This is a genomic window from Kitasatospora sp. NPDC059646 (assembly GCF_042734615.1).
Lineage (GTDB): Bacteria > Actinomycetota > Actinomycetes > Streptomycetales > Streptomycetaceae > Kitasatospora.
Map to the genome: position 1 here is coordinate 14326 of NZ_JBHWDS010000058.1, position 12173 is coordinate 26498.

At 74.2% G+C, this 12173-nt stretch carries 13 protein-coding genes and 1 riboswitch; of the genes, 6 read left to right on the plus strand and 7 right to left on the minus strand.

The window, feature by feature from the left end; genetic code table 11:
- Positions 1-26: 26 nt before the first annotated feature.
- Positions 27-419, minus strand: a complete 393-nt coding sequence (locus ACFV1L_RS30545; protein ID WP_380371966.1) for a DUF302 domain-containing protein — start codon at positions 417-419, stop codon at positions 27-29.
- A gap of 137 nt (positions 420-556) precedes the next feature.
- Positions 557-1507: a cytochrome c oxidase assembly protein gene (locus ACFV1L_RS30550; RefSeq protein WP_380371968.1), complete on the minus strand. Its 951-nt coding sequence runs from the start codon at positions 1505-1507 to the stop codon at positions 557-559.
- A 151-nt stretch (positions 1508-1658) separates the two neighbouring features.
- On the opposite strand from ACFV1L_RS30550, the gene ACFV1L_RS30555 reads away from it, so the two are divergent.
- Entirely contained in the window at positions 1659-3077 is a 1419-nt protein-coding gene (locus ACFV1L_RS30555) for an FtsW/RodA/SpoVE family cell cycle protein (RefSeq protein ID WP_380371969.1), read from the plus strand.
- On the opposite strand, the gene ACFV1L_RS30560 is transcribed toward ACFV1L_RS30555, so the two are convergent.
- Positions 3068-4048 (minus strand): phosphotransferase family protein, encoded by a 981-nt coding sequence (locus tag ACFV1L_RS30560; protein ID WP_380372045.1) that lies wholly within the window; start codon positions 4046-4048, stop codon positions 3068-3070. The genes ACFV1L_RS30555 and ACFV1L_RS30560 overlap by 10 nt on opposite strands.
- Positions 4049-4056: 8 nt before the next feature.
- Positions 4057-4653, minus strand: coding sequence for a TetR/AcrR family transcriptional regulator (locus tag ACFV1L_RS30565; RefSeq protein WP_380371972.1), 597 nt, complete (start codon positions 4651-4653; stop codon positions 4057-4059).
- 107 nt (positions 4654-4760) lie between these two features.
- On the opposite strand from ACFV1L_RS30565, the gene ACFV1L_RS30570 reads away from it, so the two are divergent.
- Both ACFV1L_RS30570 and ACFV1L_RS30575 read left to right on the plus strand, forming a co-directional pair.
- Complete coding sequence (locus tag ACFV1L_RS30570) at positions 4761-5873, plus strand: ABC transporter permease (RefSeq protein ID WP_380371974.1); 1113 nt, start codon at positions 4761-4763, stop codon at positions 5871-5873.
- Positions 5870-6520 (plus strand): ABC transporter ATP-binding protein, encoded by a 651-nt coding sequence (locus ACFV1L_RS30575; RefSeq protein ID WP_380371976.1) that lies wholly within the window; start codon positions 5870-5872, stop codon positions 6518-6520. Before ACFV1L_RS30570 ends, ACFV1L_RS30575 begins: the two co-directional genes overlap by 4 nt.
- 55 nt (positions 6521-6575) lie before the next feature.
- Here ACFV1L_RS30575 and ACFV1L_RS30580 read toward each other — a convergent pair whose 3' ends face one another.
- The 3 genes from ACFV1L_RS30580 to ACFV1L_RS30590 form a co-directional block, all read right to left on the minus strand.
- Entirely contained in the window at positions 6576-7964 is a 1389-nt protein-coding gene (locus ACFV1L_RS30580; protein WP_380371979.1) for an FAD-dependent oxidoreductase, read from the minus strand.
- A gap of 187 nt (positions 7965-8151) precedes the next feature.
- On the minus strand, positions 8152-8790 hold the full coding sequence (locus ACFV1L_RS30585) for an MSMEG_1061 family FMN-dependent PPOX-type flavoprotein (protein ID WP_380371982.1): 639 nt from the start codon (positions 8788-8790) through the stop codon (positions 8152-8154).
- Between the two features lie 77 nt (positions 8791-8867).
- A complete protein-coding gene (locus tag ACFV1L_RS30590) occupies positions 8868-9116 on the minus strand; it encodes an SCO4226 family nickel-binding protein (protein ID WP_380371984.1) in 249 nt (82 codons plus the stop codon).
- 148 nt (positions 9117-9264) lie between these two features.
- Positions 9265-9392: riboswitch (FMN riboswitch) on the plus strand.
- 188 nt (positions 9393-9580) lie between these two features.
- Here ACFV1L_RS30590 and ACFV1L_RS30595 point away from each other — a divergent pair.
- The 3 genes from ACFV1L_RS30595 to ACFV1L_RS30605 are packed head-to-tail and all read left to right on the plus strand — an operon-like array spanning position 9581 to position 12155.
- Positions 9581-10240: a riboflavin synthase gene (locus ACFV1L_RS30595; RefSeq protein ID WP_380371987.1), complete on the plus strand. Its 660-nt coding sequence runs from the start codon at positions 9581-9583 to the stop codon at positions 10238-10240.
- Between the two features lie 5 nt (positions 10241-10245).
- On the plus strand, positions 10246-10875 hold the full coding sequence (locus ACFV1L_RS30600) for a nicotinamide riboside transporter PnuC (protein ID WP_380372047.1): 630 nt from the start codon (positions 10246-10248) through the stop codon (positions 10873-10875).
- On the plus strand, positions 10872-12155 hold the full coding sequence (locus ACFV1L_RS30605; RefSeq protein WP_380371990.1) for a bifunctional 3,4-dihydroxy-2-butanone-4-phosphate synthase/GTP cyclohydrolase II: 1284 nt from the start codon (positions 10872-10874) through the stop codon (positions 12153-12155). Before ACFV1L_RS30600 ends, ACFV1L_RS30605 begins: the two co-directional genes overlap by 4 nt.
- Positions 12156-12173: the final 18 nt, after the last annotated feature.

Sequence of the window (12173 nt, forward strand, 5' to 3'; positions counted from 1 at the left end):
CGGGGACGCCCCCCGCCGGAGTGGGGTCAGGCGTTCAGCGCGGCCAGCGCGGCGCGCAGCCTGCCGGCGGCCTGGTCGGCCACCTCGGCGAGCTCGGGCCGGCCGGTGAACTGCATCATCAGCTGGGGGTCCATGGCCTCGACCCGCACCGCGCCGTCCACGGCGCGCAGCACCACGTTGCACGGCAGCAGCAGGCCGACCCGGCGGTCCACCTCCAGCGCGCGGTGCGCGATCGGCGGGTTGCAGGCGCCGAGGACCAGGAAGTCCTCCAGCTCGACGCCGAGCTTGGCGCGCAGGGTGGCCGTCATGTCGATCTCGGTGAGCACGCCGAAGCCCTGCTCGGCGAGCGCCGCGCGGACCCGGTCGGCGGCGTCCGCGAACGGGATGCCGGTCAGTGTGGCGGTGAAGTCGTCGGTCATGCTGCCCAACCTCTCTGATCGATACCCCCCTGGGTATTTCAGCGTACGTCGGTTGGAACCCGGCCGGCGGGAGGTCCATTCCCGGGCGCGGCGGGTGACGTCCGTCTCACCCGCGCCCGCCCGCCGGCGGGGCCGGGTCAGCCGCCGTAGCGGTGGCGCAGGTTCGGGTCGTCCAGCCACCACGGGCGCCCGTCCGCCGCGGGTCCGCCGCCGCTCGCGGCGGCGGCCGTGCGGGCCTGCTCGGCGGCGTCCAGCGCCGCGTCCACGGCGGCGTTCTCGGCCCGGCCGGTGACGATCAGCCGGCGGATCAGCGCGACCAGGAACGGCAGGCCGACCAGGTCGCCGAGGATCCAGATCGCGTTGCCGCCGACGAACTGGTCCCGGGCGAGCGACGGGCCCCAGTCGCGGGCCAGCGAGGCGTAGTACGGCTCGGCGATCACGTGGCCGCCGTACAGCAGCACCAGGGCCAGCGCCGCGTCGAACACCACCTCGACGAAGCCGATCACCACACCGATCAGCAGCGGGTACTCGTGCGCCACCGGGTCCAGCTGGAGGCGCGGCCAGAAGTACAGCAGGCCGAGCAGCACCAGCAGCAGGTGGAAGCCGGTGTTCCCGGCGGTGCTGGAGAGCGTCGTCCCGTACCACGGCGTGAAGTACAGCAGCCACGGCGGGGCGATCAGCAGCACCGTCGAGACCAGCGGGAACATCAGCACCCGGGAGGCCCGTCCGCCGAGCGCCGCCCGCAGCCGGGCCCGGCCCGCCGGCGGCAGGGTCTCCGCCAGCAGCGAGACCGGGGCGCCGAGCGCCAGCAGCAGCGGGACCAGCATCAGCAGCAGCACCAGCTGGACGGCGCGGTCGGTGAACAGCACCCGCTCGTACGCGCCGAGGCCCGAGCAGGTGGTCCACACCCACACCGCCAGCCCGCCCAGGAACGCCGCCGTGCGGTACCGGGGCCAGCCGCCGCGGCGGCGCGCGCCGGCCAGGTAGCCGCCGGCCAGCAGGACGGCGAGGGCGGCGACCGCCGGCTCCAGGGTCCAGGTGTCGACCAGCGCCGACCAGTGCCAGGGGACGGCCGCGGAGTGGGGCATGGGAGTGGCTCTCCTTCGGGCGGGATCCGGCCGCGCCGCCCGCCGGTGGAACCGGTGGCGGTCACCCTGCGTCGTCGCAGCGTCGGGTCCGTGCGAGGATCCGACAGCAAAGTTCTACACCTGTGTAGATACCACCGAGTGGGGGGCCCGGTTGACATCCGCCGCGCGCAGCGCGGGCCGGCGACACGCCGCGCACCGCCGGAACGTCGAACTGGGCCTGCTGGCCCTGGCGGTGACGGTGTGTCTGGCCGGCTGGGGGGCCGCGAGCCTGGCCCTGCGCGGCGCCCTCCCGCCCGGCCTGCTGCCCTACGGCACCGGCCTGACCGCCCTCACCGCCGTCCTGCACCTGGCGGTGCGCCGCTTCGCCCCGTACGCGGACCCGCTGATCCTGGCCCTCGCGGTGCTGTTCACCGGCTTCGGCCTGGTGCTGCTGGACCGCCTCGACTACTCGTACGCGATCTGGCACGCCGCCAAGGGCGACTGGCAGAAGATCCCCGCCGCGCCCAGCCAGGTGCAGTGGACGGTGATCGCCACGGCCGCCGCCGTGGTGCTGCTGGTCGTGGTCAAGCACCACCGGCTGCTGCAGAAGTACGTCTACCTGACCATGACGGGCGCGATGGTGCTGCTGGCCGCGCCCGCGTTCTTCCCCGGCGACGTGCTGGGCGCCAAGCGCTGGATCCGGATCGGCGGACTCTCCTTCGAGCCCGACGAGTTCGTCAAGGTCGCCATCGCGGTGTTCTTCGCCGGCTACCTGACGGCCAACCGGGACGCGCTCGCGCTCACCGGCCGCAAGGTGTGGGGCGTACAACTGCCGCGCGGCCGCAACCTCGGGCCGGTGCTGGCGATCTGGGTGGTCAGCCTGCTGGTGCTGGTCTTCGAACGCGACCTCGGCACCTCGCTGATCTTCTTCGGGGTGTTCGTGGTGATGCTCTACACCGCCACCGAACGCACCGGCTGGGTGCTGATCGGCCTGCTGATGGCCGTCGGCGGCGCGACCGTGGTCGGCGACCTGGAGCCGCACGTGCACGGCCGGGTCGCGGCCTGGCTGCACCCGCTGGACTACTACGAGCCGGTGCACGACCCCGCGATCGTCTCCGAGCAGCCCGCGCAGGCGCTGTTCAGCCTCGGCAGCGGCCACCTGCTCGGCAGCGGACTCGGGCAGGGCCGGCCGTTCCTGATCGGGTTCGCCGGGCGCAGCGACTTCATCTTCACCACCGTCGGCGAGGAACTCGGCCTGGCCGGCGGCATGGCCGTGCTGCTGCTGTACGGCCTGTTCGTGCAGCGCGCGCTGCGGACCGCGATCGCCGTCACCGACCCGTTCGGCAAACTGCTCGCCACCGGCCTGGCCGCCGCCGTCGCCCTCCAGGTCTTCGTGGTCGTCGGCGGCGTCTCCGGGCTGATACCGCTCACCGGCAAGGCCCTGCCGTTCCTCGCCGCCGGCGGCTCCTCGCTGACCGCGAACTGGCTGCTCACGGCCGTGCTGATCAAACTCTCCGACGCGGCCGGCCGGGCCGAGCTGGAGCCCGCCCCGCAGCCGCGGGTCCGGGGGCGCGGCCGGGACTACGCGTAGCGGTCCAGCAGGGCCCGCAGGTACTCCTCCAGCCGGGCGGCCACCACCCGGGGCGTCAGATCGGTGCGGCCCGACTCCCGCCAGGGGACGGCGACCTTCTCGGCGTCCGGGGCGAAGGCCAGCGCGTCCAGCAGCCGCCAGTACAGGTGCGCGGCGGGATCCTCGGCCGGCGAACCGCCCGCCGCGACGTAGCGGTCGACGAAGTCCATGCCCGCCGGGACGCCGTGCAGCAGGGCCAGCGCGGTCGAGCAGTGGGCCACGTCCAGGTCGGCCGGGCCCCAGGAGGTCTCCACCCAGTCGACGACGCCGGTGATCCGCAGGTCGTCGCCCGCCCCGTCGAACAGGACGTTCCCCGGGTGGAAGTCCCGGTGCAGGAAGCACGGCCGGTGGGCGGGGGCCTCGCGGCGGATGACGTCCACCGCGCGCCGCCACACCTCGGGCCGCCCGGTCGCCTCGGGCACCCGGACCCGCTCGGGCCCGGTCCAGGCCTGGTAGGTCCGCGGGCGGTCCGCCTCGCCCACCCGCAGCCGGTGGACGTCCAGCAGTTGACGGGCCAGCAGATCGGCCCGCCGCTCCGCCCCGTGGTCCGCCAGCCGGATCGTCCCGGGCAGCAGGGTCATCAGCAGCGAGGGGTGGTCGCAGTGCTCCGCCGTCGCGTCGACCGCCACCGGCCGGGCGGCCGGCACGCCCGTGCCGGCCAGCAGTTCCTGGACCCGCGCCTCGCGGGTCAGCAGCCCCTCGGCGTGCCGGACGAAGAACTCGTCGACGAAGGACCGCAGCACCAGCGAGCGCGGCCCGTCCGGCCCCGAGACGTCCAGGCGGCGCATCTGCGACGTCCACCCGCCGCGCAGGCGCACCGCCTTCTCGATGCGCTCCGACGGGGCCAGGGACCGCTCGACCCACGCACGGGTCGCCGCCCAGCCGGTCCGGTCACTGTCCTCGGTGTCCGCACTGTTCTCCACGGGGAGCAGACTACGCGTCAACTCCCGGACGGCCTCAGGGCGGTGAGGGCGGCGACGGCGAGGGCCTCGGCGCGCTCGGCGGTGGGCCGGTAGGGGGCGCCCGACTCCAGGGCGGTGACCGCGGCGTTCACCAGGCCCTGGATCAGCTGGGCGGTGAACTCCGGCGCGTCGTCGCCGAGTTCGGCGAGCGCCGCGACCAGCGGGGTGAGCAGCTCGCGGTGCGCGTGGCCGGCGGCCTCACGGAGCGCGGCGGCGTCCCGGTCGCCGGCCAGCGCGCGGGCGATCCGGTGCTCGCCGTCGCGGACCAGCTCGCACTGGGCGCGGACGTACGCGGCGACCCGCTGTTCGGGGGTGTCGGCGGCGGCCATCGCGGCGGCGATCCGCTCGGTCCACCGCGGTGCGGACTCCCGCACCACCGCCGAGAGCAGGTCGGCGCGGTCCGAGAAGTACTTGTAGACGCTGTTGCGGGCCAGTCCGGCCTCGCGGGCGACGGCCGTGAAGGTGACCGCGCCGGCGTCGCCCTCGCTCTCCAGCAGCGCACGGGCGGCCGCCACCAGCGCCCGGCGCTGCTGGGCGCGGTGGTCGGCGACCGTGGCGGCACTGATCTTCGGCACCCCGACAGTCTAGGAGCGCCGCCACCCCAGGTTGGGGACGCAGCGTCGCCATGTTCTATCTTGGGGACGCACTGTCCCCATCTTGTTCCCCCTTCGGAAGGAGCACGGTGTACCTCGCCCTGCTCGAACTCAAGGCCGCCCGCGGCCGCTTCCTGCTCATGGGCTGCGTCGTCCTGCTGGTCGCCGCCCTGGTCGGAATCGTCTCCGGGTTCACCACCGGACTCGGCGACGACACCGTCTCCGCCCTCCGCCGGCTGCCCGCCACCCACCTGGCGTTCTCCCCGGACGCCAAGTCCGACCAGTTCGCCCGCAGCCTCGTCCCCGCCGAGACCCTGGCCGGCTGGCAGCAGCGCCCCGGCGTCCGGGCCGTCCCGCTCGGCGTCGCCATCACCCGCGGCACCACCGACCGGCACACCGAGGTCGACCTCGCCGCGTTCGGCGTCGAACCCGGCTCCTTCCTCGACCCCGGCGCGGACGAAGGCCAACGCCTCGGCGGCGAGGACCAGTTGGTGATCTCCCGGAAGCTCGCCGACGAGGGCGTCGCGATCGGCGACACCCTCACCGTCGACCGGCTCGGCATCGCCCTCAAGGTCACCGGCATCACCGACCGCGCCTCCTACGGCCACGTCCCGGCCGGCTACACCACCCTCGGCACCTGGCAGCGGATCCGCTTCACCACCCCCGGCGCGAGGACACCCGCCGCCGAACTCCCGCAGCAGTACAGCGCGATCGCCCTGCGGGCCGGCGCCGCCGCCGACCTCGCCGCCGCCGACCGCGACCTCGGCACCCGGACCGTCACGCTCACCGACGCGTACGCCGCCGCACCCGGCTACACCGGCGAACGCGTCACCATGACGTCCATCCAGTTCTTCCTGTACCTGATCGCCCCGCTCGTCGTCGGCGCGTTCTTCGGCGTCTGGACCGTCCAGCGGCAGCCCGAACTGGCCCTGCTCCGCGCGATGGGCGCCTCCCGCCGCCGGCTCCTCGGCCACACCCTCGCCCAGGCCGCGGCCGTCGTCCTCGGCGGCACCCTGGCCGGCGCGGCGCTCGCCTCCGCCGTCGGACTGCTGGTCGGCGCCGAAGTCCCGTTCAGCCTCCCCGCCTCGACCCTCGCCACCACCATGGGCGCCGTCGCCCTCGCCGCCCTCGCCGGCGCCGCCCTCACCCTCCGACGGGTCGCCACCGCCGACCCGATGACCATGCTGGGAGCCGGACGATGACCTCACTCACCCTGCGCGGCATCACCGTCTCGCTCGGCCACGGCGACGCGAGGACGCCCGTCCTGCGGGACGTCGACGCGGAGTGCCGGCCCGGCGCCCTCACCGCCCTGGTCGGCCCGTCCGGCTCCGGCAAGTCCACCCTGCTCGCCGTCGCCGGGGCGCTGCTCAGGCCCGACAGCGGGCAAGTGCTGCTCGGCGGAACCGACTTGGCCGCGCTGAGCGACGGCGGACGGGCCCGGGCCCGGCGCGAACGGATCGGCTACATGTTCCAGAGCGGCAACCTGCTCGGCGGCCTCACCGCCGTCGAACAGCTGCTCGCGGCGGCGTCCGTCGCCGGCCGCCCCGCCGGGCGGCTGCGCGCCGCGGCGGAGTCGGCGCTCGCCGAGGTCGGCCTCGGGCACCGGCTGCGCCACCGCGCGGACCGGCTCTCCGGCGGCGAGAGGCAGCGCGTCGCGCTCGCCCGGGCCCTCTTCCTCGAACCGGAACTGCTCCTCATCGACGAACCCACCGCCGCCGTCGACCGCGAACAGGCCGGCGCCCTCACCGAGTTGATCGCCCGCACCGCGACGGCCCGCGGCTGCGCGGCGCTGGTCGCGACCCACGATCCGGTGGTCGTGGAGGCGGCGGAAGCGACGATCTCGATGTGAGCGGGAAGGGAGGGGCGCGCGGCCTCCCGGCCGGTAGGCCGCGCGCCCCCGGGGGTCAGCCCGCGTTGCGCTCCGTCACCCGGTCGCTGCGCGAGGCGTCGAGCATGGCGACGCGGTCGACGACCTTGACCCGTTCGCGGCCCTCGGCCTCGCCGAGGGCCTTCTCGTGGGCGTCGAGGAGGTGCCAGCCCTCCCAGGTGGTGAAGTCGACGCCGCGGGCGCGCAGGAAGCCGATCACGGCGGACTCGGCCGGCTCCTCGGCGAGGCGGAGGGCGCCGGCGGCGTGGTCGGCGACGAGGCAGGCGACGGTCTCGTTGGCGTCGCCCTTGGTGTGGCCGATGAGGCCGACGGGGCCGCGCTTGACCCAGCCGGTGACGTAGACGGAGGGGAGGTGGGCGCCGTTCTCCCGGACCCGGCCCGCCTCGTGCGGGACCGTCGCGGAGAGGGCGTCGAACGGCAGCTTCGGCAGCTCGTCGGAGCGGTAGCCGACCGCCCGGTAGACCGCCTGGACGGGCCACTCGCGGTAGGTGCCGGTGCCGACCGTGTTGCCGGTGCCGTCGAGCCGGGTGCGCTCGGTGCGCAGGGCGACGACGCGGCCGTCCTCGCCGAGGATCTCCACCGGGTTCTCGAAGAAGTGCAGGTGGATGCGGTGCGGGCGGTCGCCGATGTCGCGGATCGCCCAGTTCTCCAGGGTCGAGGCGACCATGTCGGCCTGCTTGTTGGCGCGCCGGGTGGCTATCGAGGCGTCGTCGTAGTCGATGTCCTCGGGGTCGACGACGACCTCGATGGTGGGGGAGTGGTCGAGTTCGCGCAGCTCCATCGGGGAGAACTTGGCCTGCGCGGGCCCGCGTCGTCCGAACACGTGGACCTCGACGGCGCGGTTGGCGGCCAGGCCGGCGTGGACGTTCGGCGGGATCTCGGTGGGCAGCAGCTCGTCGGCGGTCTTGGCGAGCACCCGGGCGACGTCGAGGGCGACGTTGCCGACGCCGAGGACGGCGACCTGCTCGGCCTCCAGCGGCCAGTCGCGCGGGACCTCCGGGTGGCCGTCGTACCAGGAGACGAAGTCGGCGGCGCCGTAGGAGCCCTCGAGTCCGATGCCCGGGATGCTCAGGTCGCGGTCGGCCTCGGCGCCGGTGGCGAACACCAGGGCGTCGTAGAAGCGGTGGAGCTCGTCCAGGGAGAGGTCGCCCGGGTAGTCGACGTTGCCGAGCAGCCGGACCTGCGGCTTGTCGAGGACCTGGTGCAGGGCGGTGACGATGCCCTTGATCCGGGGGTGGTCGGGCGCGACGCCGTACCGGATCAGGCCGAAGGGGGCGGGCAGCCGCTCGATCAGGTCGATGGAGACGCCGGGGGCGGTGGCCAGCTCGGACTTCAGCAGCGCGTCGGCGGCGTAGATCCCGGCGGGACCGGCACCGACGATGGCCACCCGGACGGGGCGGGACATGGGCAGGTACTCCTGTTCGGCTCTGGGCGCGTACCGCCAGCCTTCCGGCGGGCGGGCGCGACCGGTACGGTGCTCCGGCTTATGTCGTCATAAGTCGAAGCTATGACCCCCCAAAGTTCCGCCTATGCGGCGTTCCCGTGCCTTCCAGCATGCACGAGCCGCCGCACCCGCCCGGCGGGCCGGCGGATCACTCGTAGCGCAGCCGCAGCGACTCCTCCTCCGCGGCCACGATGTGATCCAGCGTCAGCGACGGGTCGCCCACGTGGGAGAGGGTGATCTCGGCCGAGCTGGGCGCCGCGTCGGCGGGCAGCCACTGCCCGGGACGCCAGGCCGAGCCGCGCAGGAACGCCTTCGGGCAGTGCCCGTACACCTCGTCCGCCGACACCACGATCGCGGTGCGCGGCGGCTTGCCGACCGGGGTCAGCCGCTCCAGCAGCCGCGGGTCCGCGCTGACGCAGGCCCGGCCGTTGACGCGCAGCGTGGCCTCCCGGCCGGGCACGACGAACAGCAGTCCGGCCTTCCCGGTCGCGGCGATGTTGTGCAGGCTGTCGAGCCGCCGGTTGCCGGTGGCGTCCGGGACGGCGAGGGTCCGCTCGTCCAGCACCGCGACGAAGCCGGGCGGGCCGCCGCGCGGGGTGGCGTCGCAATTGCCGTCGGCGTCGGCCGTGGAGAGGAAGACCAGCGAGGAGCAGCCGATGAACCGGCGCGCCGCCTCGTGCAGGCGGTCCACCTGCTTGCGCTGCACCAAGGGGCTCGGCTGCTCGTACAACTCGCGCAGCCGGGCCGGGTCGTGGATCGCCTCCGCGGCGAGGGCATCGAAGATCACGTGGCCCGACCCTACCCGCGCCCACGCCCCGGCGGCAGGGGGGCCGACGCCTGCGCCCGCCGCACCGGCGGAGGGGCTCAGACCTGGAGCGGAACGGCGTGCACCTCGTCCGCCGGGTGCCCGGTGCGCTCGTGCACGCGCTGGACGGCCTCCCGGGACGGGCCGGAGGACAGGCAGTACACGGTGCCGGAGTCGGGGTCGGCCCAGGCCTGCCGGAACTCCACGCCCTCCTCGCCCTGCGCCGCGAGGTCGGCCTCGTGCGCGGCCTTCAACTGCTCGGCGGTGATGCCGGCCATCCCGTGGTGGACGTCCATGAAAAGTGCCATCGCTGCTCAACTCCTCGGCCGGGAGCCCCCGTACGGAAGCCCGTTCACCTCCACCCTGCGACCGGGGCGTGAAGCAGGCCACAGGACGCGTCCTTGCCATCGGAGCGGATGCGCGTGCAACAATGCTGGTGCAGTAGCAGTGACGTTCAGCGCACTCCGGGGTCGGTGAAATTCCGAGCCGGCGGTTACAGTCCGCGACCCGTCCGCAGCCAGCGGCCGGTTGACCAGGTGAAATTCCTGGACCGACGGTCAAAGTCCGGATGGGAGGCGTGCGCGCGGACAGGTGTGTTCACACCACGGCCCACCCGAGGGCCGGGGTGCGGAAGCACGGCATGACGGCAGCGGACACCCGTGCCACGACCGGTCGGTCGGGGCCTCGCGGGGGCGCTCCCGGCACGCCGCGTCCGCAGTCAACTCCCGATCGCCGCCCCGGAGTCCGCGCCCCAAGCGCGAGGAGAACCCGGGTGTTCACCGGCATCATCGAAGAGCTCGGCGAGGTCGTCTCCATCGAGGAGATCGGCGAATCCTCGCGAATCCGCCTGCGCGGCCCGCTGGTCACCGCGGACGCCCGCCACGGCGACTCCATCGCGGTCAACGGCGTCTGCCTGACCGTGCTCGACGACAACGACCGACTGGCGCGGCGCGACGGCGAGTTCAGCGCCGACGTGATGCGCGAGACGCTGCAGCGCTCCAGCCTCGGCGCGCTCCGCCCCGGCTCCCGGGTCAACCTGGAGCGGGCGATGGCGCTCGGCGCCCGACTCGGCGGCCACCTGGTCCAGGGGCACGTCGACGCCACCGGCACCCTGCTCTCCCGCGCCCCGGGCGACCCCGACGCGGACGGGAATCCCCGCTGGGAGGTGCTGCGTTTCAGCCTGCCGCAGCCGATCTCGCGCTACCTGGTGGAGAAGGGGTCGATCACCGTGGACGGGGTGAGCCTCACCGTGGTCGAAGCGGCCGCCGACTCCTTCACCGTCTCGCTGATCCCCGCCACGCTCGCGCTGACCACGCTCGGCGCGAAGGCCGTCGGCGACCCCGTCAACCTGGAGGTGGACGTGCTCGCCAAGTACGTGGAGCGACTGCTCGACACCCGTGCACTGCCCGACACCCTGGGGGAATCCAAGTGAGCGTGATGACCGACAGCTTCACCGCCTTCGGCGAGCAGGTGAAGATCGCCGACATGGTCGGCAACCTGATAGGGCTCGGCGCCCTCGCGCTGGGCTGGCGCCGCTCGGTGCTCACCTGGCCCGCCCAGCTGCTGGCCGGCGCGGTGCTGATCACCGCGTACCTCGGTGCGCAGATGCCCGGACTGATCGGCAAGCAGGCGATCGTCATCGTCACCGCGGTCTGGGGCTGGACCCGGTGGAACCGCGGCCGCCGCGACACCGGCGAGGTGACCGTGCGGTTCGCCTCCTGGACCCAGCGGGCCGTGCTGGTCCTCGCCCTCGCGGCCGGCACCGCCGCCGTCGCCGCGCTGTTCGCCGCGTACCCGAAGCTCTCCTGGAACCCGCTGCTGGACGCGTACATCTTCACCGGCACGCTCGCCGCGATGTACGCCCAGGCCCGCGGCTGGGTGGAGTTCTGGTTCGCCTGGATCGCCGTCGACGTGATCAGCGTGCCGTACAGCTACGCCCACGGCTACGTGTTCTCCGCGCTCACCTTCACCATCTACTTCGTCCTGGTGCTGGCCGGCCTGGTCAGCTGGTGGACGAAGGCCCGCACCGTCCGAACCGCCCCGCGCGCCCAGGGAGTCGCCGCATGAGCGCCGACCGGTCCGAAGAACCGACCGCCGCCGGGGAGCCGCCGGCCCTCGACCCGGTGGAGCGCGCGATCGCCGACATCGCGCTCGGCCGCGCCGTGATCGTGGTCGACGACGAGGACCGCGAGAACGAGGGCGACATCGTGTTCGCCGCGTCCGCCGCCACCCCCGAACTGATGGCCTTCACCGTCCGGTACAGCTCCGGCGTGATCTGCGCCCCGATGACCGGCGCGGACCTCGACCGGCTCAAGCTGCCGCCGATGACCCAGGTCAACGAGGACCGCAAGGGCACCGCCTACGCCGTGTCGGTGGACGCCCGCGACGGCGTCGACACCGGCATCTCCGCCGCCGACCGGGCCCGCACCGTCAAGCTGCTGGCCTCGGCGGGCACCGAGCCCGGCGACCTCACCCGGCCCGGCCACGTCTTCCCGCTGCGCGCCGTCGACGGCGGCGTGCTGGTCCGCCCCGGCCACACCGAGGCCGCCGTCGACCTGGCCCGGCTGGCCGGCCTCGCCCCCGCCGGGGCGATCGCCGAAGTGGTCAACGACGACGGCACCATGGCCCGGCTGCCCGAACTGCACGCCTTCGCCCGCCGGCACGGCCTGGCGATCATCTCCATCGAGGACCTGATCGCCTACCGGCGCCGCACCGAACTGCACGTCGACCGCGCCGCCGTCACCGGACTGCCCACCTCCCACGGCGAGTTCACCGCCGTCGGCTACCGCGGCACCATCGACGGCGTCGAGCACCTGGCCCTGGTGGCCGGCGGCCTGGACGCCGACGGGAAGCTGCCCGACGGCGAGGACGTGCTGGTGCGCGTGCACTCCGAGTGCCTGACCGGCGACGTGTTCGGCTCGCTGCGCTGCGACTGCGGCCCGCAGTTGCAGGCCTCGCTGCGCGCCGTCGCCGAGGAGGGCCGCGGCGTGGTGCTGTACCTGCGCGGCCACGAGGGCCGCGGCATCGGCCTGGCCCACAAGCTGCGCGCGTACGCACTCCAGGAGCAGGGCCGCGACACCGTCGACGCCAACCTCGACCAGGGGCTGCCCGCCGACGCCCGCGACTACTCGATCGGCGCGCAGATGCTCGCCGACCTCGGGGTGCGCTCGCTCACCCTGCTGTCCAACAACCCGGCCAAGCAGACCGCGCTCACCGAGCACGGCCTGAAGGTCGCCGCCCGCCGTCCGCTGCCCACCGCGGCCGGCGCCCACAACCTGCGCTACCTGCGCACCAAGCGCGACCGGATGGGCCACGACCTGCCGTGGCTCGACGACGACGCCAAGTAGCACCCCCCGCAAGCGTTC

Excerpts from the sequence above, each read along its gene's own strand:
- ACFV1L_RS30545 (WP_380371966.1), bottom strand. The coding sequence starts at position 419 with ATGACCGACGACTTCACCGCCACACTGACCGGCATCCCGTTCGCGGAC.
- ACFV1L_RS30550 (WP_380371968.1), bottom strand. The coding sequence starts at position 1,507 with ATGCCCCACTCCGCGGCCGTCCCCTGGCACTGGTCGGCGCTGGTCGAC.
- ACFV1L_RS30575 (WP_380371976.1), top strand. The coding sequence starts at position 5,870 with ATGACCTCACTCACCCTGCGCGGCATCACCGTCTCGCTCGGCCACGGC.
- ACFV1L_RS30580 (WP_380371979.1), bottom strand. The coding sequence starts at position 7,964 with ATGTCCCGCCCCGTCCGGGTGGCCATCGTCGGTGCCGGTCCCGCCGGG.
- ACFV1L_RS30590 (WP_380371984.1), bottom strand. The coding sequence starts at position 9,116 with ATGGCACTTTTCATGGACGTCCACCACGGGATGGCCGGCATCACCGCC.
- ACFV1L_RS30600 (WP_380372047.1), top strand. The coding sequence starts at position 10,246 with ATGACCGACAGCTTCACCGCCTTCGGCGAGCAGGTGAAGATCGCCGAC.
- ACFV1L_RS30605 (WP_380371990.1), top strand. The coding sequence starts at position 10,872 with ATGAGCGCCGACCGGTCCGAAGAACCGACCGCCGCCGGGGAGCCGCCG.